The organism is Rhodococcus olei (assembly GCF_039540555.1).
GTDB lineage: Bacteria > Actinomycetota > Actinomycetes > Mycobacteriales > Mycobacteriaceae > Rhodococcus_G > Rhodococcus_G olei.
Map to the genome: position 1 here is coordinate 436,677 of NZ_BAABFB010000029.1, position 23,885 is coordinate 460,561.

Here is a 23,885-nt window from a genome sequence, read left to right on the forward strand (position 1 = left end):
GTGTGCGGAGGTGGTCCGGTCACCGGGTAACCTTGACAACCATGACCAACGCTGAATCCGCACCAGTCGAGCGCCCGTTCGGCACCATCCTGACCGCGATGGTGACCCCGTTCACCGCCGACGGAAAGCTGGACGTGGATGCGGGTGTCCGCCTGGCCACCCACCTTGTCGACGGCGGATGCGACGGCCTGGTGCTCGCCGGCACCACCGGCGAGTCGCCGACCACCACCGAGTCGGAGAAGCTCGAACTGATGCGCGCGGTGGTTGCGGCCGTCGGCGACCGCGCGAAGATCGTCGCCGGGGCGGGCAGCAACGACACCGCGCACAGCGTCGAACTCGCCCGGGACGCCGCGCGGGCGGGCGCCGACGGTCTGCTGGTCGTCACCCCGTACTACTCGAAGCCGCCGCAGTCCGGTCTGCTCGCGCACTTCACCGCCGTCGCCGACGCGACCGACCTGCCGGTGATGCTCTACGACATTCCGCCGCGCTCGGTGGTCCCGATCGAGACCGAGACGATCTACCGGCTCGCCGAGCACCCGCGGATCAAGGCCGTCAAGGACGCCAAGGGTGACCTGGCCGCAGGCGCCGAGTTGATCGCGAACACCGACCTGCAGTTCTTCTCCGGCGACGATCCGCTCAACCTGCCGTGGCTGTCGGTCGGCGCGGTCGGATTCGTCAGCGTCATCGGGCATCTGGTGCCCGGCGGACTGCGGGACCTGCTCGACGCGTACCGGGTCGGCGACGTCGCGCGCGCCCGCGAGATCAACGCCGGGCTGCTCCCGGTGATCCGCGCGGTGGGCCGGCTCGGCGGTGTCAGCGCGTCGAAGGCGGGTCTGCGTCTGCAGGGCATCGAGGTCGGGGACCCGCGCCTGCCACAGGTGCCACCGACCCCGGAGCAGGTGGCCGTGCTGGCCGCGGACCTGCGCGCGGCAGGGGCGCTGTCGTGACCCGGCCGCCGCGCCGGCGCGCCGCACGGCGTCAGGCCGGACCGCCGAGCACCGCGACCACCCCGGTCGCCGAGACCCCGGCCGTGACCGAACCGGCCGCACCGGAACCGGCTGCGAAGGAGAAGCCCGCGACGGCCGCGAAGGAGAAGCCCGCGACGGCCGCGAAGGAGAAGCCCGCGGCGGCCGCGAAGGAACCGGCCGCGAAGAAGGAACCGGCCACGAAGGAGAAGGCGCCCCGGCGGCGTCGCTCCGGCGGTGGCCGGCCGCAGCGCGAGACCGCGACGCGACCCGACGGGATCGCCGGCGTCGACCCGACCGAACGCCTGGGGCTGCCGCCGAAGGCGCCCCACAACGGTCTGCGCGTCGTCGCACTCGGCGGCATCGGCGAAATCGGCCGCAACATGACCGTTTTCGAGCACCAGGGCCGGCTGCTGATCGTCGACTGCGGCGTCCTGTTCCCCGAGGACCAGCAGCCCGGCGTCGACCTGATCCTCCCGGACTTCGCCCACATCGAGGACCGGATGGGCGACGTCGAGGCCGTCGTCCTCACCCATGGTCACGAGGACCACATCGGGGCCGTCCCGTTCCTGCTGCGGCTGCGGCCGGACCTGCCGGTGATCGGCTCGAAGTTCACCCTCGCGCTGGTGGCCGCGAAGTGCCGGGAGCACCGGCAGCGCCCGACTCTGATCGAGGTGGCCGAGGGGCAGATCACCGAGCACGGGCCGTTCGAGTGCGAGTACTTCGCGGTCAACCACTCGATCCCGGACGCGATCGCGGTGGCGATCAAGACCGCCGCCGGTGTCGCGCTGCACACCGGTGACATCAAGCTCGACCAGCTGCCGCTCGACGGCCGGCTCACCGACCTGGCCGGGTTCTCCCGACTCGGCGACGAGGGTGTCGACCTGTTCCTGGTCGACTCCACCAACGCCGAGGTCCCCGGCTTCGTCACCCCCGAACGTGAGATCGGCGGCGTCCTCGACGGCGTCATCGGCAAGGCGAAGCAGCGGGTGATCGTCGCGTCGTTCGCCAGCCACGTGCACCGCATCCAGCAGGTCGTCGACGTCGCGGTCCGCTACAACCGCAAGATCGCGTTCGTCGGCCGCTCGATGGTCCGCAACATGCAGATCGCCCAGGACCTCGGTTACCTGACCGTGCCGGACGGGGTGGTCGTCGACATCGACACCGCCGCGAACCTGCCCGACGACCGCCTGGTGCTGATCTCCACCGGCTCGCAGGGCGAGCCGCTGTCGGCGCTGTCCCGGATGGCGCGCGGTGAGCACCGCCAGATCAACATCCGCGCCAACGACCTCGTCGTGCTGGCGTCGTCGCTGATCCCCGGCAACGAGAACTCGGTGTTCGCGGTCGTCAACGGTCTCGCCAAGCGCGGCGCGACCGTGGTCACGCAGCAGAGCGCGAAGGTGCACGTCTCCGGGCACGCCTCCGCAGGCGAGCTGCTGTACCTGTACAACGCGGTCCGGCCGACCAACGCGATGCCGGTGCACGGCGAGTGGCGGCACCTGCGCGCCAACGCGGCGCTGGCTGCCGCGACCGGTGTGCCCGAGGAGCGGATCGTGCTCGCCGAGGACGGCGTCGTGGTCGACATGGTCGACGGGCTCGCCGAGATCGTCGGCCGCGTCCCGGTCGGGCACGTGTACGTCGACGGCAACTCCGTCGGCGACGTCGGCGACTCGACGCTGTCGGACCGGCTGATCCTCGGTGAGGGTGGCTTCATCTCGATCTCCCTCGCCGTCGACGAGCACACCGGCAAGGCCGTGAGCACGCCCCAGCTGTCCGGGCGCGGCTTCTCCGACGACCCCGCCGCCCTCAAGGAGGCCGCGGTCCTCGTCGAGTCCGAACTGGCCCGGCTCGCCGGCGAGGGTGTCACCGACATCCACCGGATCGCCCAGGCCGTGCGCCGCGTCGTCGGTCGCTGGGTCGCCGACAAGTACCGTCGCCGCCCGATGATCGTCCCGACCGTCATCGGCGTGTAGGGAACGGGTCCGGCCCCGAGCGTTCGGGGCCGGACACCGATCAGGCGAGCAGACGCCAGAGTCCGACGACGCCGAGCACGACGATCGCCGCGCGCAGCGCGGTGGGGGACAGGCGCCGGCCGTAGCGGGCGCCGACGGACCCGCCGATCAGGGAGCCGACCGCGATGAGTCCGGCGGCGGCCCAGCTGATCCGGTCGAACGCGACGAGCGTGTAGGCCGTCGCGGCGACGACGTTGACCAGCAGCGACAGCAGGTTCTTCGCCGCGTTCATCCGCTGCATCGACTCGGGCAGCAGGGCACCCATCACCGCGATCAGCAGAATGCCCTGCGCGGCGGTGAAGTAGCCGCCGTAGACGCCGACCGCGAACGTGGCGACGGTCAGCGCGGCCATCCGCCCCGGGCCGACGTCGTCGGCGGTCCGGCCCGCGGCCTCCGCGCGACTGCGGGCCCACGCCTGGATCCGCGGTCCCGCGACCACCAGGGTCAGTGCGCCGACCAGCAGCACCGGCACGATCGTCACGAACGCCTGGTCCGGCAGGTGCAGCAGCAGGTACGACCCGAGCGCGGCGCCGGTCAGTGACGCCGGGATCTGCCACCGCAGCCGATCCCACTGGCCCCGCAGCTCCCGGCGGTAACCCCAGGTCCCGGACACGCCACCGGCGACCAGGCCGACCGCGTTCGACATCGTCGCGACCACCGGCGGATAGCCGAACGCGACGAGGGTCGGGAACGTCACCAGCGTGCCGGAACCGACGACCGCGTTGATGCCGCCGGCGCAGAAACCGGCGAGCGCGATCACGATCATCTCGGGGACGGACACCCTCGGCACGCTAGCGACCCCGACCGCGGTGCGGTCCATCGACCTCGTCCGCGGTGCGGTCCGGCGACCTCGTCGGCGGTGCGGTCCGGCGTCCTCGTCGGCGGTGCGGTCCGGCGTCCTCGTCGGCGGTGCGATGGGCGGGGGAGCGGTAGCGTGCGCGGCATGAGCCTCGCACGTGACGAACGCCACGCCCTGGTCGAGACGATGGAGGCGGCCGGGCCCGATGCGCCGACGCTGTGCGGGGACTGGACCACCCGCGATCTCGCCGCGCACCTGGTGCTGCGGGAACGCCGTCTCGACGCGTCCGCCGGAATCCTGATCCGGCCGCTCGCCGGGTACACCGCGAAGGTGCAGGCGGAGATCGCGGCCCGGCCGTACCCGGACCTGCTCGAACTCGTCCGGACCGGGCCCCCGGTGTGGTCTCCGCTGTGGCTGCTCGACACGCAGGCCAACCTCGGGGAGATGTTCGTCCACCACGAGGACGTCCGCCGGGCCGGCGCGGGCTGGGAGCCGCGGGAACTCGGCGCCCGATGGGAGGCGGCGTTGTGGACGCTGGCCACGCGGATGGGCCGCATGGCGTACCGGAAGGCGCCGTGCGCGGTGGTGCTCGACGGTGGTCCGGGACGTCGTGCCGCCGTCCACGGCGGCAGCGGCGACCAGGTGGTGCTGTCCGGCGCGCCCGCCGAGCTGGCGCTGCACGCGTTCGGCCGCGACGCGGTCCGGGTCGAGTTCGACGGCCCCGAGGACGCGGTCGCGGCGGTGCGAGCCCTGCAGCGGGGCGTGTGAGAGTGCTGATGCGAGTGTTGCGGATGGTCCCGATGGGGCCGGAGCGACTAGCCTGACCGTCATGGCTGGTAAGTCCGGAACCCGATCCACGACGAGCGCACCGCGGGCGTCCGCGCGCGGCGGTTCGTCGGGCGGATCGGCCGCCGGGGGGGCGAAGCCACGCAGTCGCACCACGAAGACGGTCAGCACCCCGCGCAAGACGACCGCGCCGCGCCCGGCGAACCGGCGCCAGGCCGCGAAGAAGTCCGGCGGGGCGCTGCACGCCGTCGGTGCCGGCCTCGGACGAGGCTGGACGCTGATGGCACGCGGCGTCGGGGCCACCACCCGCACGGTCGGGCGCGCCGCCGACATCGAACACGGGCACCGCCGCGACGGCATCGCCCTCGGACTGATCGCGGTCAGCGTCGTCATCGCCGCCGCGATGTGGTTCGCGGCCGGGGGACCCGTCGGCGGCTGGATCGAGACCGGCGTCCGGGCACTGTTCGGCGGCGCCGCGGCGCTGCTGCCGGTGCTCGGGGTCGTGATCGCGGTCGTGTTGATGCGGTCCGAACCCAACCCGGACATTCGTCCCCGCCTCGTGCTCGGGTCGCTGCTGATCGCGGTGCCGGCGCTCGGCGTGTTCCACGTGATCAGCGGCGAACCCCGCGATGCGGCCGGGCGCGCGCACGGCGCAGGCATCGTCGGGTACGTCGCCGGTGGTCCCCTCACCGACGGTGTGACGTTCTGGCTGTCGGTCCCGCTGCTGCTGCTCGCGATGGGCTTCGGGGTGCTGCTGCTGACCGGGACCACGGTGCGGGAGGTGCCGGGACGGCTGCGGTCCCTGTTCGGGACGTCGCGGCACGAGGACGACTACGAGCCGTACGACCACTACGACGACGATGACGAGCCGGACGCGGAGTCCGACTACGGCGACCACGAGCCGGACTACCTCAAGGGCCTGCGCAACCTGCGGCCGCGCCGCCGCAACGAGGCCGACTACGACCCCGCCCTGTTCGACGCCGACGGCTACCCGGTCGACGACGGGCGGGCCGCCGACGACGGCGATCCGGAGTCGAACTACCCCCTCGACGAGACCGCGTACGCGCCGACCGAGGTCCTCACCCCGGAGCCCGAACCGGCGCCCGTCCCGGCCGCGCCGAAGCCGAAGCCGAAGCCGCAGGCGAAGGTCGCGCCGCCGGCACCCGAACCGGACGACGAGCCGGAGATGCTGATCCCGGAGCGGGTCGTCGAAGGCGACTACACGCTGCCGCCCGCGTCCCTGCTGATCGAGGGTGATCCGCCGAAGACCGGCAGCTCCGCGAACCAGACGATGATCGACGCGATCTCCGAGGTCCTCGAACAGTTCAAGATCGACGCCGCCGTGACCGGGTACACCCGGGGTCCGACCGTCACCCGCTACGAGGTCGAGCTCGGCCCCGGCGTGAAGGTCGAGAAGATCACCGCGCTCGCCCGCAACATCGCGTACGCGGTCGCCACCGACAACGTGCGCCTGCTCGCGCCGATCCCCGGCAAGTCCGCGGTCGGCATCGAGGTGCCCAACACCGACCGGGAGATGGTGCGCCTGGCCGACGTGCTCGCCGCGCCGACCACCCGCAAGGACCAGCACCCGCTGGTCATCGGGCTCGGCAAGGACATCGAGGGCGACTTCGTCAGCGCCAACCTCGCGAAGATGCCGCACCTGCTGGTCGCCGGCTCCACCGGTTCCGGCAAGTCGAGCTTCGTGAACTCGATGCTGGTGTCGCTGCTCCAGCGGGCCACCCCCGACGAGGTGCGGATGATCCTGATCGACCCGAAGATGGTCGAACTGACGCCGTACGAGGGCATTCCGCACCTGATCACGCCGATCATCACCCAGCCGAAGAAGGCCGCGGCGGCGCTGGCCTGGCTGGTGGAGGAGATGGAGCAGCGCTACCAGGACATGCAGGCCAACAAGGTCCGGCACATCGACGACTTCAACAAGAAGGTGCGGTCCGGGGAGATCACCGCACCGCTCGGCAGCGAGCGGGTCTACCGGCCGTACCCGTACATCCTGGCGATCGTCGACGAGCTCGCGGACCTGATGATGACGGCACCGCGCGACGTCGAGGAGGCGATCGTCCGGATCACGCAGAAGGCGCGTGCGGCCGGCATTCACCTGGTGCTCGCCACGCAGCGGCCGTCGGTCGACGTCGTCACCGGTCTGATCAAGACGAACGTGCCGTCGCGGCTCGCGTTCGCGACGAGCTCGCTGACGGACTCGCGGGTCATCCTCGACCAGCCGGGTGCCGAGAAGCTGATCGGCATGGGCGACGGCCTGTTCCTGCCGATGGGGGCGGGCAAGCCCACCCGCATGCAGGGTGCGTTCATCACCGACGAGGAGATCGCGGCCGTCGTCGACTTCACGAAGAACCAGGCCGAACCGGAGTACACCGAGGGCGTCACGACCGCGAAGGCCGCGGAGAAGAAGGACGTCGACCCCGACATCGGGGACGACCTGGACGTGCTGCTCCAGGCCGTCGAACTGGTGGTGACCAGCCAGTTCGGTTCCACGTCGATGCTGCAGCGCAAGCTGCGGGTCGGATTCGCGAAGGCGGGCCGCTTGATGGACCTGATGGAGACCCGCGGCGTCGTCGGGCCCAGTGAGGGCTCCAAGGCCCGCGAGGTGCTGATCAAGCCCGACGAGCTCGACGGGCTGCTGTGGTCGATCCGCGGGGGGGACCCGGAGGAAGCGGCCGCTTCCGAGGACTGACCTGCACGTTTCGTGGTGCGGGTACGGGGCTGTGGTTGAATGAAGGAGCTTGTGGAGGGGAGTATCCCCGTGTTCCGTGGCAACCTCGTCAACACGAACGGCGCCGTCGCCGATCCGGGGTTGTCGGTCGTCCGAGTCGGTGGCAACACCCGATGCGGTCGGCGGGAGAGACCTCCGGTGTCTTCAACGACCCCGGAGGTTCGTCTGTGCACGTCTCACCCCTGATCTGGGTCCTCACCTGCGTGGTGATCCTGGGCCTGTTCGTCTTCGACTTCTTCGCGCACGTGCGGACCCCGCACGCGCCCACGTTCCGCGAGTCGGCGTTCTGGTCGGCCGTCTACATCGGGATCGCGGTCCTGTTCGGCCTGTTCGTGATGTGGCAGTGGGGAACCGGCCACGGCGGCGAGTACTTCGCCGGATACGTCACCGAGAAGGCGCTCTCGGTGGACAACCTGTTCGTGTTCGTCGTGATCATGTCGTCTTTCGCGATTCCGCGGGAGTACCAGCAGAAGGTGCTGCTGATCGGCATCGTGATGGCGCTCGTCCTGCGCGGCGCGTTCATCGCGGTCGGTGCCGCCGCCATCAACGCCTACAGCTGGGTGTTCTACCTGTTCGGGATCTTCCTCGTATACACCGCGATCAAGCTGGTCAAGGAGTCCGGCCACGAGGCGGAGGTCGAGCAGGAGCGCGAGAACAGGATCATCGCGGTCGTCAAGAAGGTGCTGCCGACCACCGAGGAGTTCGACGGCGACAAGCTGGTCACCCGGATCGACGGCAAGCGGATGGTCACCCCGCTGCTGCTCGCCCTCGTCGCTATCGGCTTCACGGACGTGCTGTTCGCGCTCGACTCGATCCCCGCGATCTACGGCCTGACCAACGAGGCGTACATCGTCTTCACGGCCAACGCGTTCGCGCTGATGGGCCTGCGGCAGCTGTACTTCCTGATCGGCGGCCTGCTCGAACGCCTCGTCTACCTGTCCTACGGGCTCGCGATCATCCTCGCGTTCATCGGCGTCAAGCTCGTCCTGCACGCACTGCACGAGAACACGCTGCCGTTCGTCAACGGTGGCGAGCACGTCGCGGTCCCGGAGATCTCCACCGGGGCCTCGCTGCTCGTCATTCTCGGCGTCCTGGTCGTCACGACCGTCGCCAGCCTGCTCAAGACCCGGGGCGAGAAGCCGGCGAAGACCGCCGCCTGACCCGGTCGCCGGACCCGGCCGCACGAACCGGGCGGCCGGGTCCGGCGTCGCGGTCAGCGGTCGGTGAACGCGCCCATCACCGGCGTCCACTCGGTGAACCGGGCACTGTCGACGAGGCCCGCCTGCTGGAACGGATCGGTCCGGAACAGCTCGCGGGCCGTCTCGGCGTCCGCCGCGGAGACGAGGATCAGCGCACCACTGCCGTCGGCGAACGGGCCGGTGCTCAGCACGGTGCCGGCGTCGATCAGGCCGGCGAGCCACCCGCGGTGGTCGGGCCGGATCTCGTCGCGGGCGGCGGCGGTCGCGTCGCTGTAGGTGTACTCGACGGCGATGACGGTCATCGGAACTCGCTTTCGGTCGGGATCAAAGGGCGGGATCACAGCGTCAACAGCATGCGGGTGTTGCCGAGGGTGTTCGGTTTGACGTAGCTGAGGTCGAGGAACTCGGCGACACCGGTGTCGTACGAGCGGCACATCTCGGCGTACACCTCCGCGGTGACCGGCGTGCCCTCGATCTCCTCGAACCCGTGCCTGCCGAAGAAGCCGACCTCGAAGGTCAGCACGAAGACCCGTTCGAGTTCGAGCTGCCGCGCGACCTCGATCAGCCGTCCGACCACCAGGTGACCGGCGCCGTGGCCCTTGACACGCGGATCGACGGCGACGGTGCGGATCTCGCCGAGGTCGGCCCACAGCACGTGCAGGGCGCCGCAGCCGACGACCTCGCCGTCGAGCTCCACGACCCAGAACTCCTGCACCGCCTCGTACAACGTCACCAGGTTCTTCTCGAGCAGGATCCGGCCGGCGTAGATGTCGATCAGGCGCTTGATGTCCGGGACGTCGGAGGTGCGTGCGCGTCGCACGACGGGTGCGGCGGGATCGGACTCGGAAGGGCCTGAGGTCATGGGGTGCACAGTAGTCGGCGCATCAAACGATATTCTGGGCCGTGTGCCGTCCCGACCTGTCCTCGCCCGCCTCGACGTTCGTCCCGGCGCACTCCGTCGGAGCGTGCCCCGGGGAGTGCGCGGATGACCGCCGAGCGGTGGGCGCCGGACGGCGACGTGATGCCCGCGGCTGACGTGACCGGCACGGCCCACGGGCACCGGGTTCCGCTGCTGAACATCGCGAACGTGCTGACGGTGTTGCGGATCGTGCTGGTCCCGGTGTTCCTGCTGGCACTGTTCGCCGGCGGCGGGCACGACACGGCCTGGCGGATCGCGGCGACGGCCGTGTTCGCGCTCGCCGCGATCACCGATCGCATCGACGGGCAGCTCGCCCGCAAGTACGGCCTGGTCACCGATTTCGGCAAGCTCGCCGACCCGATCGCGGACAAGGCGCTGATCGGCGCCGCGCTGGTCGGGTTGTCGATCCTGGGCGACCTGAGCTGGTGGGTGACCGCGGTGATCGCGGCCCGCGAGATCGGCGTCACGCTGCTGCGGTTCGCGGTGCTGCGGCACGGCGTGATCCCGGCCAGCCGCGGCGGCAAGGTCAAGACCCTGGTGCAGACCCTGGCGATCGGGCTGTATCTGCTCCCGCTGTCCGGTGCGTGGGCGACGGTCGCGGCCGTCGTGATGGGCGCCGCGGTGATCCTGACCGTCGTCACCGGACTCGACTACGTGGTGCAGGCGGTGCGCCTGCGCGCCGGGGTGCACGCACACCACCCGGCGCGGTGACCGGCCCGGTCACCGCGGTCGACCCGCTCGCGGCGGGCACCGGCGCCGCCGAACTCGTCGCGGAACTGACCGCCCGCGGGCAGACCGTCGCGACCGCGGAATCGCTGACCGCCGGGCTGCTGGCCGCGACGATCGCCGGGGTGCCCGGTGCCAGCGTCGTGCTGCGCGGGGGTCTGATCGTCTACGCCACCGAACTCAAGTCCGAACTCGCCGGCGTCGCACCGGCCACGCTCGCCGTGGACGGACCGGTCGCGGCGAGCACCGCGGCCGAACTGGCGTCCGGGGCCGCCCGCCGGTGCGGCGCCGACTGGGGTGTCGGATTGACGGGCGTCGCGGGCCCGGACCCGCAGGACGGGACACCGGTGGGGACCGTGTTCCTCGGCGTCGCGGGGCCGGCCGGGGTGCGGGTGCGGGAGCTCGCGTTGCCGGGCGGTCGCTGGGAGATCCGGCGTGGCGCGGTGATCGCGGCCGTGTCGGACCTCCTCGGTCACGTGCGCGCGAGCGCCTCGGGATAGGGTCGGGAACCAATTCGTCACCACGGCTCGTTGAACGAACAGTCGGGTGCAGATGGAGGAGGTGCCAGATGACCGTGTTGTTGCGAGAAGCGATCGGTGACAGTCTGCGGCGCACGAGGGTTGCCCAGAGCAGAACCCTGCGCGAGGTGTCGAGTTCGGCTCGGGTCAGTCTCGGCTACCTCTCCGAGGTCGAGCGGGGCCGCAAGGAGGCGTCGAGCGAGCTCCTCGCCGCGATCTGCGACGCGCTGGACGTGCCGCTGTCCGACGTGCTCCACGACGTGAGCGAGACGCTGTCGGACAACGAGGTTCAGCGCGCGGCGGCGCCGGTGGAGGCCGCGCCCGCGCAGGCCTCGGTGCACGCGGCGGCGCCCCGGATCGACGGGGACACCCGGGTCGTGATCCCGGCGCCGCCGACCGCGACGCTGGCGGCGGCGTGACCTGCCTCGCACCGATCCGGGTGTCGGTGCGGATACGGTACGACCGGCCGACCACGCGGTAGATTCGATTTCGGACCATCGGTTTCGCGTGCGGTGGGTCCGGGCAGCAGGTGAGGGCAGTGCACAAGACGGTGCGCGAGGGTCGCGCACCGGGTCGCGGATGACGCGGCAGCAGATGGAGGCAGGATCAGACCAATGGCTAACCCGTTCGTCAAGGGCTGGAAGTACCTGATGGCGCTCTTCAACTCGAAGATCGACGAGAAGGCGGACCCCAAGGTTCAGATTCAGCAGGCAATCGAGGACGCGCAGCGTCAGCACCAGGCGCTGTCGCAGCAGGCCGCATCGGTCATCGGCAACCAGCGCCAGCTGGAGATGAAGCTCAGCCGTCAGCTCGACGAGGTCGAGAAGCTCAACGCCAACGCCCGCCAGGCCGTCACCCTCGCCGATCAGGCCGCCACGGCCGGTGACATGGAGAAGGCCACCCAGTACACCAACGCCGCCGAGGCGTTCGCCGCGCAGCTCGTCACCGCGGAGCAGTCCGTCGAGGACCTGAAGGTGCTGCACGACCAGTCGCTGCAGGCGGCCGCGCAGGCGAAGAAGGCGGTCGAGCAGAACGCGATGGCGTTGCAGGCCAAGGTCGCCGAGCGCACGAAGCTGCTCAGCCAGCTCGAGCAGGCGAAGATGCAGGAGCGGGTGTCGGATTCGCTGCGGTCGATGGACCAGACCCTCGCGGCGCCCGGCAACACCCCGAGCCTCGACGCGGTCCGGGAGAAGATCGAGCAGCGCTACGCGAACGCTCTCGGCTCCGCGGAGCTGGCCCAGAACTCGGTGCAGGGTCGCATGATGGAGGTTCAGCAGGCCAGCGTCCAGATGGCCGGGCACAGCCGCCTCGAGCAGATCCGCGCGTCGATGAAGGGCGACGCGCTGCCCGCCGGTGGCGGCGCGACCCCGGCCGCCGCCCCCGCGACTCCCGCCGCCCCGGTGGCGGCGCCGAAGCCGGACGCGGCCGGCCCGGCCGCGCAGTAGCAGCCGACCCACGCGAGGGCCCGGTGGGACGACCGTCCTACCGGGCCCTCGCGCGTTCCCGGGGTCGCAGGTGCCGGCGGTGGCAGACCGCCCCGGACTTCGCCGAGCGTGACGCGCCGACACCCCGATGCCGGTCCCGCGCGAGGTCAGTCGTCGACGCCGCGGGCGGCCAGTGCCTCGCCCATCGCGTCCGCGGTGCGGAGCGCGCCGATCACGACCGGGACCGCGAGCGCGCGGAGGGAGAAACCGAGACCACGCGCCTTGCGGGCCTCGGTCACCTCGCCGACGAGACCGGCGAGCAGGGGAATGCAGCGGATCGTCATCGCGAGCACCAGGCCGACCCGGTCCGGGTCGACGCCGAACCGACGGAGCGGACCGAGCACCCGGTGCAGGGCGTCGAGCATGTCGAGGACCCGGGTCGTCAGCGACACCAGCGCCGCGAGGGCGACGGACAGCAGCAGAACACCGCACACCACCGCGGCGCGTCGCCATCCGGTGAACACGACCTGGAACACGGCGATGAACGCGAGCATCCAGATCACCGGCCGGAGCTGGGCCACCGCGACGCGCAGCGGGATCCGGGCGGCCGCGAAACCGGCGGTCACGACTGCGGCGGCGGGGACGAGCTGCCACGGTGTCCGCACGACGGCGGCGAGCGCGATCAGCGCGAGAACCAGTCCGGCCAGCTTGGCCCCGGCCGGCAGCCGGTGCAGCACCGAGCGGCCGGGGTGGTACAGGCCGAGCATGGTCATCCGACGAGCCGCCGGTAGAAACCGATCGACTCGGCCGGGGTGCCGTCCGCGACGATCCCGCCCGAGTCGACGACGAGCACCCGGTCGAACCCGGTGAGCAGGTCGAGGTGGTGGGTCACCGCGACCAGCTGCTGCGGCAGCGCCGCGAACGTCTCCGCGACGAGGCGGGAGTTGCGCAGGTCGAGCAGCGTGGTGGGTTCGTCGGCGACGATCACCTCGGGGTCGGTCACCATGATCGCGGCCAGCGCGAGCAGCTGCTTCTGTCCACCCGACAGCAGGTGGGTGGGGTGGTCGGCGTGCCCGGCGAGGCCGAATCGGCGCAGGACGTCGGTGACGCGGGCGTCCCGGTCCGCGGCGGACAGGCCGGACCGCTTGAGGGAGAACGCGATGTCCTCGGCGACCGTCGGCATGATGATCTGGTGATCGGGGTCGGTGAACACGAACCCGACCTTGCGTCGCACCTTGCGGCCGTCACGTGCGGTGTCGAGGCCGTCGACGGTGACCGTCCCGGCGGTGGGGACCACCAGCCCGTTGATCATCCGCGCGAGGGTGGACTTGCCGCTGCCGTTGGCGCCGACGATCCCGATCCGCTGTTCGGTCAGGGTCACGTCGACGCCGCCGAGGACGTCGCGGTCGCCGTAGCGATGCGCGACGGAGCGGAAACGGATCTCGCTCATCGGGGGGAGAAGGTCAGGCGGCCGGGGTGGCGGGCACCCGGCGGCCGCTGAGCAGCGCGGGGTACGCGCGGTGCACCTGCGCGGCCACGACGGCCGCGACGACCGCCTTGAGGGTGTCACCGGGCAGGAACGTCGCGTTCGCGGACAGGGCGGCCCACACCGTGAGGTCGGTGCGCAGCACCATCCCGGCGATGCCGAACGCGTACAGCACGACGATTCCGCCGAGGACGTTGATCAGGGTGCCGACGATCACGTTGTAGCGCGGCAGCGCCTTGACCGTCAGCCAGCCGATCACGGCGACGGCCGGGATCCAGCCGATCAGGAAGCCGGCCGTCGGGCCGGAGAGGGACGTCAACGAGGTGCGTCCACCCGCGAGGACCGGCAGCGCCAGACCGAGGACGATCACGGTCAGGACCGCGAGCACACCCTTGCGCGGCCCGAGCAGGGCACCCGCGACCATCACACCCAGACTCTGCAGCGTGATCGGCACACCGGAGCCGCCGATCGTGATGGTGCCGGGCAGGCCGAGGGCGATGATCAGGGCGGCGAACACCGCGACCTGGGCGAGGTCGCGGGCGGTGAAGGTCGAGGCGCCGGTGGTGCGGGTGGACACGGTGGTGCAGAGCTCCTTGCGGTGGGGACCGGTCGAGCTTATGCCAGACACGTCACAGTCCGGTCGGCTCCACCCCGTCCGGGCCCGGATCGACGGCATCGGGGATGTCCCTGATCTTTCCCTGATCTTGCCGCTGAGCTGGTGATTTGTGGTCCGTGCCGTGACAGGCTGGACGTCGACGGGCCACCAACAGGTGGTGGTTCGGAGGGAAGAACGGAGAGCCGCCGTGTTCTTGAAGATTGTCGGTGTCGTCGCACTGATCTGGATCGCGCTGGCCCTGGTCGGGGTGCTCGTGAAGGGCCTGTTCTGGATCCTCGCGGTCAGCGCCGTCGTGTTCGGGGTGTACCTGCTGGTGAAGGCGTTCTCGGGGAGCGACTCGGGCGACGCGACCCGGATCCGGTAGGCGCCGCCGTGCGGGTCCGCGGGCCTGCGCGTGGCGGCGCGCACATCGGCGACCCGGAGGGCATGCTGAGGCCCATGGAACCGGCTACCGTCGACACAATTCCCGAGGACTGGCAGCGCGGCGTGGTGATCGTCGCGCACCCCGACGACATCGAGTACGGGTGCGCGGCCGCGGTCGCGCGGTGGACCACGCAGGGCAAGGACGTCCGGTACGTGCTGGCCACCAGCGGGGAGGCCGGGATCGAGGGGCTGGCGCCGGCCGAGTGCGGACCGATCCGCGAGGAGGAGGAACGCCGCTCGGCCGCGGTCGTCGGGGTGAGCGAGGTGGAATTCCTGGGCCACCCGGACGGACGGGTCGAGTACGGGCTCGGGTTGCGCCGTTCGCTCGCGGCGGCGATCCGCCGGCACCGTCCCGAGTTCGTGATCACGATGAACCACCGCGAGACCTGGGCGCCGGGCATGCGCAACAGCGCCGATCACCGGGCCGTCGGGCAGGCCGCGCTCGACGCGGTCTCCGACGCCGCCAACGAGTGGATCTTCCCCGAACTGAGTGAGCCGCGCTGGTCGGGTGTGCGGTGGGTCGCGGTGAACGTGATGGTCGGCGTCACCCACGCCGTCGACGTGACCGAGACCGTCGACGCCGCCGTCGCGTCGCTGTCCCAGCACTCCCGCTACCTCGCGGAGCTGTCCGGCACGTCCGTCGCCGAGCAGGCCGCCGCCCAGATCGCGATGGCCACCGGCCCGAAGGAGGGGTTCGCGGCGGAGCGGGCGGTCGGCTTCGAGCTGTACACGTTCTGACCCGTCCCGCGGAAGCGTTGAACGGGGTTCACGGCCGATTCCGGTGTCGGAATCGAGCCGTGAACCCCCGTTCAACGACAGGGGAGTGGGTCAGCGGGCCGGTTCGCCGACGAGGACACGACCCGCCCCGGGCACGGCCTGGATGTCGATCGGCAGCGGGGCCACGGGTTCGCCGTCGGCGTAGGCGGTGATGCCGGGGGCCTCCAGCCGGACCCGCCGCGACCGGAAGGTCTGCACGTCCGGCAGCTCGACGTGCGTGCCCTTGTAGACGGTCGGGAACAGGCGCACCAGCCGCAGCCGGCTGCCCGCCGCCACCACCGTGAGATCGAGCAGGCCGTCGGTCACGCTGGCGTTCGGGGTGACGAGCATCCCGCCGCCGTACGAGGTGCCGTTGCCGACGGTGACCATCGCCGCGTCGAGCTCGATCGTCCGGTCGTCGAGCACGATCCGGTAGGGGATCGGCCGCAACTGCGCCAGTTCCACCACCATCGCGACGTTGTACCGCATCGGACCGCGGGGCCACCGCAGCCGGTTGGCGCGGTCGGTGACGAGCGAGTCGAAGCCGCTCGAGAGCACGGTGCCGAACCAGCGGTCGCCGACCCGCGCGAGGTCGATCGTCTGGGTGTGGCCCCGGGCGATGACGTCGGCGGCCGCGACCGGGTCGTCGACCGGAATCTGGAACAGCCGGGCGTGATCGTTGCCGGTGCCGCCCGGGATGATCCCCAGCGGCGTGCCGCTCTGCGCGAGCGCCTGCCACGCGATGCTGATCAGACCGTCGCCACCGGCCGCGACGAGGGCGTCGGTGCCCGCGGCGACCGCGTCCCGGGCCAACGCGAGCGCCTCCGCGGCGGACGCCCCCTCGATCTCGGTGACCTCGACGCCGACCGCGCGGAGCCGGGCGATCGCCGCCGCGGCGGCCTCCGGGGCGTGGCCGTTCCCGGCGGCCGGGTTGGTCAGGACCGTGACGGATCTCATGGGATGAGCTTGCCAGGGTTGAGGATTCCGGCGGGGTCGATCGCCGCCTTCACCGCGCGCAGCACGGTCGCGCCGAGGTCGCCGACCTCGGCGGTCATCCACGGGCGGTGGTCGCGTCCGACGGCGTGGTGGTGGGTGATCGTGCCCCCGGTGGCGACGATCGCGTCACCGGCCGCCTGCTTGGCCGCGGCCCACTGCGTCAGCGGGTCCTCGGTCTGGCCGCACACCACGGTGAAGTACAACGACGCACCGGTCGCGTAGGTGTGCGAGATGTGGCACATCACCAGCGGCGGGGTGCCCTGCGCGGCAAGGGATTCGGTGAGGGCGGCCGTGACCGCGGTGCGCAGCGCCACGAGGTTGGACCACGTCGTCGCGGTTTCGAGGGTCTCGACGATCGCGCCCGCGTTCAGCAGCGCGTCGCGCTGGTAGGGCGCGTCGAAGCGGCCGTGCTCCCAGGACCGCGCCGGCTGCTCGCCCAGGTCGGTGCCGCCCGCCGCGGCCAGCAGCGCGGCGACCTCCTCGGAGCGGGCCCGCACGTGGGCGTCGGTGCCCTCGACGGTGGTGATCGCCAGGCATCCGGCGGTCGGCGCGTCGCCACCGATGTCCCCGGCCAGCGCCAGGTTGACACCGGTCTCGGCCTCGTCGGACAGGCGCATCACGGTCGGGGCGGCGCCGGTCTGGATCACCGTGCGCAGTGCGGTCGCCCCGGTCGCGAAGTCGGGGAAGGACCAGGCCCGGTAGGCGGTGGTCTCGGGGATCGGGTGCACCCGGAGGGTGACCTCGGTGATGACGCCGAACGTGCCCTCCGACCCGACGAACAGTTCCCGCAGGTCGGGGCCCGCGGCGGACGCCGGGCCGCGACCGAGGTCGAGGCTGCCGGTCGGGGTGGCGACGCGCAGGCGCTGGACCATGTCGTCGAAGCGGCCGTAGCCGGCGGACGCCTGCCCCGACGAGCGGGTCGCGGCGAACCCGCCGATCGTCGCGAACTGGAAGCTCTGCGGGAAGTGTCCGAGCGAGAAGCCGTGCCTGCCGAGGAGTTCCTCGGCCTGCGGCCCGGTGACACCCGCCTGCAGCGTCGCGGTCCCGGACACCGGGTCGAGGTCGACGAGCGCGTCGAGGCGCCGAAGATCGAGCGCGAGGACGGCGGCGAATCCGCCGCGCTCCGGGTCGACTCCGCCGACGACGCTCGTACCGCCGCCGAACGGGACCACCGCGACGGCGTTGTCGGAGCACCACTGCAGCAGCGCGAGGATCTCGTCGTGCGAGCCCGGCAGCACCACGGCGTCGGGGGCATCCTGCGATCCGGTGTCCTTGCGGCGCAACAGGTCCGGTGTGGACTTGCCGCCCGCGTGGCGGAGCCGGGTGGCGTCGTCGGTGTGGACGTTCGCGGCGCCGAGCACGTGTCCGAGCGCGGTGCGCTGGGGTTCGGTCAGGGTGCTCGGCCGCAGGACCACGTCCGATTCGGCGGGTGGGGCGGACTGCTCGGCGTGGACCCCGAGGGCGGCGCTGAGCAGGGAGAGGACCTGCGGCGAGAGCTGTTTGCGGAACTCGCCGAGTCCCCAGGCGTCCCACTCCATCGTCGGTGCCGCTGCCGCCGGACGTTCGAACGATCCGGATGCTGTCGTGTCGGTCATGCGTTACAGTGTTACACACGATGTCTATCCGTAACGAAGAATCGGTGACCGGCGAGCCGCGCGGCGTCGACGACCAGATCCTCGACGCCGCGCGCACCTGCGTGCTCGAATTCGGGGTGCGGCGCACCACCCTCGCCGAGATCGCCCGCCGGGCCGGCGTCAGCCGACCGACCGTCTACCGGCGCTGGCCGGACACCAGTGCGATCGTCGCGGACCTGCTGACCCGGGAGATCGGGCTCGCGATGCCGTCCCCCTCCGGGGCCGGAAACATGCGCGCGCAACTGGTGCTCGCGGTCGCGGAGATGGCCGACACGGTGCGCACCCACCCGCTGTTCGTCAAGATCCTGCGATCCGATCCGGAACTGCTCATCACCTACATCGTCGACCGCCTCGGCGCCAGCCAGCGCGCGATCATCGAGCACCTCGTCCCGGTCGTGGCGGCCGGGCAGGCGGACGGGTCGATCCGGGCCGGCGACCCGACGGTGATCACCACGATGGTGCTGCTGATGACGCAGTCCGCGGTGCAGTCCGCGGGCATGGTCGCCGAACTCGTCCCGCCGGACGTCCTCGTCACCGAACTGACCACCGCGGTCGACGCCTACCTGACCGCACGGAGCTAGGAGATTCACGTGCCCTCTGCCATCGGGCCCACCGCCACCGCGCTCAACGCCGACCGTCGCAGCCGCGAGCTGGCCGAGCTCGGCGACGGCGCGCCGATCGACCTCCTCGTCATCGGTGGCGGCATCACCGGCGTCGGGGTCGCGCTCGACGCCGCCTCCCGCGGACTGCGCACCGTCCTCGTCGAACGCCGCGACCTCGCGTTCGGCACCAGCCGGTGGAGTTCGAAGCTCGCCCACGGCGGGCTGCGATACCTGGCGAGCGGGAACGTCGGCATCGCCCGCGAGAGCGCGGTCGAACGCGGCATCCTGATGACGCGTACCGCGCCGCACCTGATCCGGGCGCTGCCCCAGCTGGTGCCGCTGCTGCCGTCGGTCGGCCGATTCGAGAAGACGTTGGTGCGCACCGGTTTCCTGGCCGGCGACGTCCTGCGCGCGACCGCGCGGACCCCCGCGTCGGTGTTGCCGCGGTCACGGCGGATCGGGGCGTCGGAGGCGATCGGCCTGGCACCGGCGGTGCGCCGCGACGGTCTGCGCGGTGGACTGCTCGCGTACGACGGCCAGCTGATCGACGACGCCCGCCTCGTGGTCGCGATCGCGCGCACCGCCGCCGGGCACGGCGCGAAGATCCTGACCCGGGTCGCCGCCCACGGCGTCACCGGCGACTCGGTCCGGCTGCGCGACGAACTCACCGGCGAGGAACTGACCGTCCGGGCCCGGTCGGTGGTCAACGCCGCCGGGGTGTGGGCCGGACAGGTCGACCCCGACATCGCGCTCAAGCCGAGCCGCGGCACCCATCTGGTGCTGTCCGCGGAGCGCCTCGGCAACCCGACCGCCGCGCTGACCGTGCCGATCCCGGGCGAGACGAACCGCTTCGTGTTCGCCCTGCCCGCCCAGCTGGGCCGGGTGTATCTCGGCTTGACCGACGAGGCGGCGCCCGGCGAGATCCCCGACGTCCCGGTCGCCACCGACTCCGAGATCGACTTCCTGTTGTCGACCGTCAACACCGCGCTCGGTGCGGACCTGACCCGGGCGGACGTGCTCGCGACCTACGCGGGACTGCGACCGTTGCTCGACACCGGCGACGGGGCCACCGCGGACCTGTCCCGCAACCACGCGGTCCTGACGTCGGGAACCGGTGTGATCAGCGTCGTCGGCGGCAAGCTCACCACCTACCGGAAGATGGCGCAGGACGCGGTCGACGCCGCGGTGCGCGCGGGTGGGATCGGGGCCGGGTCGTGTGTCACGACGAACCTGTCGGTGGTCGGGGCCGGACCGGCGCCTTCGGGGCTGCCGGCGTCGCTGGTCGCCCGGTACGGCGGCGAATCCGCGACGGTCGCGCTGGCCGGTGCGCTCGACCCGGTGGCCGACGGAATCGACGTCACCCGAGCCGAACTCGCGTTCGCGGTCACCCACGAGGGCGCCCTCGACGCCGACGACCTCCTCGACCGGCGTACCCGCATCGGCCTGGTCCCGGGCGACCGTGAACGGGCGCTGCCCGCGGCCCAGGAGGCGTTCGGCTGAGTCCGCGGGGCGGTCGCGATCGCGACGGCTCTTCCCGAAACGTGAGTAAAGTGGCGAACATTCGCGCCTCGGACGGCGAGTGCGCGTGTTTCTGTCGGACCGTGGTCGTAGCGTGGACGCGTCCGGTTCGACACGACCGCACCGACCCTGGGGGAGAGCAATCGCCATGACCACCGATTCCCGGAACACCGCGAAGTCCGACGTCCTCGACCTGCTCGCCGAGCAGCGCCGCACGTTCCTGATCACCTTCCGCGGCCTCGACGAGGTCGGCGCCCGGACGCGATCGACGGCCGGCGAGCTCACGCTGATCGCGCTTCTCAAGCACGTCACGGGTACCGAGCGGGGGTGGGTCCGCACGCTGGTGGAGCGCGACGAGAACGCGGAGTTCGACATGGCGGCCGGGACGGCGTCCTGGACCGTCGGCGCCGACGAGACGCTCGCGGCACTGCTCGCGGACTATGCACGGGCCGCGGAGGAGACGGAAGCGGCGGTCCGGGACATCGACCTCGACGTCCCGGTGCCGCTGCCGACCGCGCCGTGGTCGCCCGAACGGGAGTGGTGGAGCGGGATCAAGATCCTCATGCACATCCTGCGGGAGACCGCGCAGCACGCCGGGCACGCCGACATCATTCGCGAGAGCCTCGACGGCGCGAACACCACGATGCAGTTGGGCGCCGACGCGGGAATGGAGTTCTGACCGTTCGTCGGACCCCGGTCCACCGTCGTCGCCGCCCTCGGTGACGGTGGGTCCGGATCCGCCGGTGCCCCGTCCGCACTAGTGGGGGAACCCGCGCTCCGCGGCCACGCCGAAGTAGTCGCCGCCCTTGCGCTCCGGGTTGTCGGTGCCCCACGCGCGGTCCCGGTCGACCGGCACCATGTGCGGAATGTGCTTGCGGCAGTGGATGTACGCCTCCTCGACGTGCACGAGAACCCAGCGCTCCGCGCGGCGCCCGCGCACCCGCTCCTCCGGGAGATCCGGGTGTGCGAGGCGGACCTCGTCGTCGGGGACGATGTCGGCCGAGCCGTTGACGTGCAGGCCGATCAGGTCGGTGACGAAGTCGGCCATGAACAGTCCGACGTGCGGGTTCTCCACGATGTTGCCCAGGCTGGCCATGACCCCGTTGCCCTGATACTCGGGATAGCCGACCAGGTCGGCGTCGAAGACGTGGACGAAGCCGGGTGGCCCGGCGCGCAGCGACACGTCGCAGGTTCCGTCGGCCGCGGACGTCCCGATGAACACCATCTCCATCCGCTCGACGAACTCGATCATCGCCGGGTTGAGGTGGGTGCACATCTGGCGGGCGTGGAAGCGGTCGGCGCGGAACGTGGTCCCCAGCTCGTCCTGCACGAGCTGTTCGCCCCGGGTGCCGCGGGTGCTGGTGTCGGGCGCGGGCCGTGCGGTGAATCCTGAATCGACGCTGGACATCGTTGTTCTCCTCGCGCGGGCCCGAGGACGTGCTTTCGGGCCGTCGCCCACAGGGTCGCTCCCGGCCGGGTCCGCCACAAGCCACCCCAGGGTGAGAATTGTTGCCACCTTCGGTCGCTCGACGCGCGCGCGGCCGACGTGCGGCGTACCGTCAAGCGCCATGAGCATTCGGCTCGGCTACCAGATGCCCAACTTCAGCTACGGAACTCCGGTGCGGGACCTGTTCCCGACCGTGGTGGCGCAGGCGCGCGAGGCCGAGGCGGCCGGCTTCGACACCGCGTTCGTGATGGACCACTTCTATCAACTGCCCGGCATCGGGGAACCCGACGAGCCGATGCTCGAGGCGTACTCGGCGCTGTCCGGGCTGGCGATGGCCACCACCGACATCAAGCTGTCGGCGCTGGTCACCGGCAACACCTACCGGAACCCGCCGATGCTCGCGAAGACCGTCACCACCCTCGACGTGGTCTCCGGCGGTCGCGCGGTCCTCGGCATCGGTGCGGGCTGGTTCGAACTCGAACACCGCCAGTTCGGATACGAGTTCGGCACGTTCACCGACCGGTTCGAGCGGCTCGGCGAGGCGCTGGAGATCATCGTGCCGATGCTCCGCGGGCAGCGGCCGACGTTCGAGGGCCGGTGGTACCGCACCGAGAGCGCGATCAACGAGCCGCGCCTGCGTGACGACCTGCCGGTGCTGCTCGGTGGCGGCGGCGAACGCAAGACCTTCGGCTATGCGGCCCGCTACGCCGACCACCTGAACGTCATCTGCAACGCGTCCGAACTGCCGCGCAAACTCGACGCCCTCGCGCAGCGGTGCGAGGAGGCCGGCCGCGACCGCGCCACCCTCGAGACCAGCTTCCTGGCGTTCGTGATGATCGACGAGGACGGCGACCGGGCCCGACAGTTGCAGCGCGAGTTCCTGCTCTCCCGCGGCGTGGACCTGGACACGATGTCCGACGAGGCCCGCGCCGCCGCCGTCGACCGTCAGTTCGTCGGTTCCCCCGACGAGGTCGCCGAGCAGATCCAGACCCGGGTCCTCGACCGCGGCATCGACGGGATCGTGGTCAACCTGGTCGCGAACGGTCACGAGCCGGGCGTCGTCGAGCTCGCCGGCCGCACGCTGACCCCACTCGTGTCCGGCTGAGCGGCGGCTGTGGCACCCTGATCGGATGCGCGTCGCCGTCGTCGCCGGACCCGATCCCGGTCATGCCATCCCCGCCATCGCCCTGTGCCTGAAACTGCTTGCCGCGGGGGATGATCCGGTGCTGTTCACCGGCGACCGCTGGCTCGGGCCGGCGCGGGCGGCGGGCCTGTCCGCCCGCAGGCTCAAGGGTCTGGCGCCGCGGCCGGAGGACGACGACCTCGACGCCGGTGCACGGATCCACTCGCGGGCCGCGTACATCTCGACCGAGATCCTCCCGGACCTGAGCGCGATGTTGCCGGACCTGGTGGTCTCCGACATCCTCACCGCCGGCGGCGGCATGGCCGCCGAGCGGCTCGACGTGCCGTGGGTCGAGCTCTCGCCGCACCCGCTGTACGCGCCGTCGAAGGGGCTCCCGCCGATCGGCAGCGGACTCGAGCCGGGCGTCGGGGCGCGGGGCCGGCTCCGCGATGCGCTGATGCGGGCCGCGACCGCCCGGTCGATCAAACAGGGGCTGCGACAGCGGGCGCAGGCCCGGGTCGGGGTCGGGTTGCCGGCCGAGGACCCGGGCCCGGCGGCCCGGCTGATCGCGACGCTGCCCGCGCTGGAGGTGCCCCGGCCGGACTGGCCGGAGCACACGCACGTCGTCGGGCCGCTGCTGTGGGAGCCGACCGCCGACCTGCTCGACCCGCCGCCCGGTGACGGGCCGCTGGTGATGATCGCGCCGTCGACCGCACACACCGGTGCCGAGGGCATGCTCGAGACCGCGCTGTCGGCGCTGGACGGGACCGGGGTCCGGGTGGTGGCGTCGATGCTCGACACCCCGCCGACCGATCTGCCGTCCTGGGCGCGCGCCGGACTGGGCAGGCAGGACGCGCTGCTGGCGGACGCGTCGGTGGCCGTGTGCGGCGGCGGTCACGGCATGCTCGCGAAGGCGCTGCTGGCCGGCGTGCCCGCGGTGACGGTTCCCGGTGGCGGCGACCAGTGGGAGCTGGCGAACCGGGCGGCCCGGCAGGGCAGCGCCCGGCTGGTGCGGCCGCTGACCGCCGACGCGTTGCGGGAGTCGGTGTTGCGCGTGCTCGACGATCCGGCGTTCGCGGAATCCGCGCGCACGGCCGCGGCGTCCGCCGGTGACGTCGAGGATCCCGTGGCGGTGTGCCGGGCGGCCGCGGCCGCGCGGTGACGGGGCGTCGCGGCGGCCGCGCTAC

The 23,885-nt window shown here is 71.8% G+C and carries 25 protein-coding genes; 16 read left to right on the forward strand and 9 right to left on the reverse strand.

The genetic code is table 11. The features are described 5' to 3' along the window. Window positions 1-41: 41 nt before the first annotated feature. Together dapA and ABD951_RS08560 are read left to right on the forward strand one after the other, a co-directional pair. Window positions 42-947, forward strand: coding sequence for a 4-hydroxy-tetrahydrodipicolinate synthase (dapA, locus tag ABD951_RS08555; protein WP_345343577.1), 906 nt, complete (start codon window positions 42-44; stop codon window positions 945-947). Continuing rightward, on the forward strand, window positions 944-2,938 hold the full coding sequence (locus tag ABD951_RS08560) for a ribonuclease J (RefSeq protein ID WP_345343579.1): 1,995 nt from the start codon (window positions 944-946) through the stop codon (window positions 2,936-2,938). The genes dapA and ABD951_RS08560 overlap by 4 nt, the downstream gene beginning before the upstream one ends. Before the next feature lie 40 nt (window positions 2,939-2,978). On the opposite strand, the gene ABD951_RS08565 is transcribed toward ABD951_RS08560, so the two are convergent. After that, on the reverse strand, window positions 2,979-3,743 hold the full coding sequence (locus tag ABD951_RS08565; RefSeq protein WP_425569812.1) for a sulfite exporter TauE/SafE family protein: 765 nt from the start codon (window positions 3,741-3,743) through the stop codon (window positions 2,979-2,981). A gap of 177 nt (window positions 3,744-3,920) precedes the next feature. On the opposite strand from ABD951_RS08565, the gene ABD951_RS08570 reads away from it, so the two are divergent. The 3 genes from ABD951_RS08570 (at window position 3,921) to ABD951_RS08580 (ending at window position 8,471) form a co-directional block, all read left to right on the forward strand. Then, window positions 3,921-4,544: a TIGR03085 family metal-binding protein gene (locus ABD951_RS08570; RefSeq protein WP_345343583.1), complete on the forward strand. Its 624-nt coding sequence runs from the start codon at window positions 3,921-3,923 to the stop codon at window positions 4,542-4,544. Window positions 4,545-4,605: 61 nt separating this feature from the next. Continuing rightward, on the forward strand, window positions 4,606-7,272 hold the full coding sequence (locus tag ABD951_RS08575; protein ID WP_345343585.1) for an FtsK/SpoIIIE family DNA translocase: 2,667 nt from the start codon (window positions 4,606-4,608) through the stop codon (window positions 7,270-7,272). A gap of 206 nt (window positions 7,273-7,478) precedes the next feature. Beyond that, a complete protein-coding gene (locus ABD951_RS08580) occupies window positions 7,479-8,471 on the forward strand; it encodes a TerC family protein (RefSeq protein WP_345343587.1) in 993 nt (330 codons plus the stop codon). A gap of 53 nt (window positions 8,472-8,524) precedes the next feature. Here ABD951_RS08580 and ABD951_RS08585 read toward each other — a convergent pair whose 3' ends face one another. Then, on the reverse strand, window positions 8,525-8,812 hold the full coding sequence (locus ABD951_RS08585; protein WP_345343589.1) for a YciI family protein: 288 nt from the start codon (window positions 8,810-8,812) through the stop codon (window positions 8,525-8,527). 35 nt (window positions 8,813-8,847) lie between these two features. Continuing rightward, window positions 8,848-9,372, reverse strand: a complete 525-nt coding sequence (locus ABD951_RS08590) for an amino-acid N-acetyltransferase (RefSeq protein WP_345343591.1) — start codon at window positions 9,370-9,372, stop codon at window positions 8,848-8,850. Window positions 9,373-9,531: 159 nt separating this feature from the next. Here ABD951_RS08590 and pgsA point away from each other — a divergent pair, with 159 nt between their 5' ends. From pgsA to ABD951_RS08610, 4 genes are all read left to right on the forward strand, one after another. Beyond that, the gene (gene pgsA / locus ABD951_RS08595; protein ID WP_345343947.1) at window positions 9,532-10,140 is read left to right on the forward strand and encodes a CDP-diacylglycerol--glycerol-3-phosphate 3-phosphatidyltransferase; all 609 of its coding nucleotides are present in this window, start codon (window positions 9,532-9,534) and stop codon (window positions 10,138-10,140) included. Then, window positions 10,137-10,655 carry a CinA family protein gene (locus ABD951_RS08600; RefSeq protein WP_345343593.1) on the forward strand — a complete coding sequence of 173 codons (519 nt, stop codon included), beginning with the start codon at window positions 10,137-10,139 and terminating at the stop codon, window positions 10,653-10,655. Before pgsA ends, ABD951_RS08600 begins: the two co-directional genes overlap by 4 nt. Before the next feature lie 68 nt (window positions 10,656-10,723). Further along, window positions 10,724-11,092, forward strand: coding sequence for a helix-turn-helix domain-containing protein (locus ABD951_RS08605; protein ID WP_345343595.1), 369 nt, complete (start codon window positions 10,724-10,726; stop codon window positions 11,090-11,092). A gap of 195 nt (window positions 11,093-11,287) precedes the next feature. Further along, entirely contained in the window at window positions 11,288-12,118 is an 831-nt protein-coding gene (locus ABD951_RS08610; RefSeq protein ID WP_345343597.1) for a PspA/IM30 family protein, read from the forward strand. Window positions 12,119-12,264: 146 nt separating this feature from the next. On the opposite strand, the gene ABD951_RS08615 is transcribed toward ABD951_RS08610, so the two are convergent. From ABD951_RS08615 to ABD951_RS08625, 3 genes are read right to left on the reverse strand one after another with little or no spacing between them, the layout of a single operon-like run. Further along, window positions 12,265-12,864, reverse strand: a complete 600-nt coding sequence (locus tag ABD951_RS08615; RefSeq protein WP_345343950.1) for an energy-coupling factor transporter transmembrane component T family protein — start codon at window positions 12,862-12,864, stop codon at window positions 12,265-12,267. 2 nt (window positions 12,865-12,866) lie between these two features. Beyond that, window positions 12,867-13,547: an energy-coupling factor ABC transporter ATP-binding protein gene (locus tag ABD951_RS08620; RefSeq protein ID WP_345343599.1), complete on the reverse strand. Its 681-nt coding sequence runs from the start codon at window positions 13,545-13,547 to the stop codon at window positions 12,867-12,869. A gap of 13 nt (window positions 13,548-13,560) precedes the next feature. After that, the gene (locus ABD951_RS08625; protein WP_345343601.1) at window positions 13,561-14,160 is read right to left on the reverse strand and encodes a biotin transporter BioY; all 600 of its coding nucleotides are present in this window, start codon (window positions 14,158-14,160) and stop codon (window positions 13,561-13,563) included. Between the two features lie 226 nt (window positions 14,161-14,386). Here ABD951_RS08625 and ABD951_RS08630 point away from each other — a divergent pair, with 226 nt between their 5' ends. Further along, entirely contained in the window at window positions 14,387-14,563 is a 177-nt protein-coding gene (locus ABD951_RS08630; protein ID WP_345343603.1) for a hypothetical protein, read from the forward strand. A 74-nt stretch (window positions 14,564-14,637) separates the two neighbouring features. Next, window positions 14,638-15,360, forward strand: coding sequence for a PIG-L deacetylase family protein (locus ABD951_RS08635; RefSeq protein ID WP_345343605.1), 723 nt, complete (start codon window positions 14,638-14,640; stop codon window positions 15,358-15,360). A gap of 90 nt (window positions 15,361-15,450) precedes the next feature. Here ABD951_RS08635 and ABD951_RS08640 read toward each other — a convergent pair whose 3' ends face one another. Beyond that, window positions 15,451-16,335, reverse strand: coding sequence for a diacylglycerol kinase (locus tag ABD951_RS08640; RefSeq protein ID WP_345343607.1), 885 nt, complete (start codon window positions 16,333-16,335; stop codon window positions 15,451-15,453). After that, window positions 16,332-17,912 carry an FAD-binding oxidoreductase gene (locus ABD951_RS08645; protein WP_345343952.1) on the reverse strand — a complete coding sequence of 527 codons (1,581 nt, stop codon included), beginning with the start codon at window positions 17,910-17,912 and terminating at the stop codon, window positions 16,332-16,334. Before ABD951_RS08645 ends, ABD951_RS08640 begins: the two co-directional genes overlap by 4 nt. A gap of 77 nt (window positions 17,913-17,989) precedes the next feature. Here ABD951_RS08645 and ABD951_RS08650 point away from each other — a divergent pair, with 77 nt between their 5' ends. The 3 genes from ABD951_RS08650 (at window position 17,990) to ABD951_RS08660 (ending at window position 20,807) form a co-directional block, all read left to right on the forward strand. After that, on the forward strand, window positions 17,990-18,589 hold the full coding sequence (locus tag ABD951_RS08650) for a TetR/AcrR family transcriptional regulator (protein WP_345343609.1): 600 nt from the start codon (window positions 17,990-17,992) through the stop codon (window positions 18,587-18,589). 9 nt (window positions 18,590-18,598) lie between these two features. Then, window positions 18,599-20,110: a glycerol-3-phosphate dehydrogenase/oxidase gene (locus tag ABD951_RS08655; protein ID WP_345343611.1), complete on the forward strand. Its 1,512-nt coding sequence runs from the start codon at window positions 18,599-18,601 to the stop codon at window positions 20,108-20,110. A 166-nt stretch (window positions 20,111-20,276) separates the two neighbouring features. Next, on the forward strand, window positions 20,277-20,807 hold the full coding sequence (locus ABD951_RS08660) for a DinB family protein (protein ID WP_345343613.1): 531 nt from the start codon (window positions 20,277-20,279) through the stop codon (window positions 20,805-20,807). A 78-nt stretch (window positions 20,808-20,885) separates the two neighbouring features. Here ABD951_RS08660 and ABD951_RS08665 read toward each other — a convergent pair whose 3' ends face one another. Continuing rightward, a complete protein-coding gene (locus ABD951_RS08665; RefSeq protein ID WP_345343615.1) occupies window positions 20,886-21,536 on the reverse strand; it encodes a pyridoxamine 5'-phosphate oxidase family protein in 651 nt (216 codons plus the stop codon). Window positions 21,537-21,696: 160 nt separating this feature from the next. On the opposite strand from ABD951_RS08665, the gene ABD951_RS08670 reads away from it, so the two are divergent. Further along, window positions 21,697-22,680: an LLM class F420-dependent oxidoreductase gene (locus tag ABD951_RS08670; RefSeq protein WP_345343617.1), complete on the forward strand. Its 984-nt coding sequence runs from the start codon at window positions 21,697-21,699 to the stop codon at window positions 22,678-22,680. A 25-nt stretch (window positions 22,681-22,705) separates the two neighbouring features. Beyond that, on the forward strand, window positions 22,706-23,860 hold the full coding sequence (locus ABD951_RS08675; protein WP_345343619.1) for a glycosyltransferase: 1,155 nt from the start codon (window positions 22,706-22,708) through the stop codon (window positions 23,858-23,860). The last annotated feature ends 25 nt before the right edge of the window (window positions 23,861-23,885 follow it).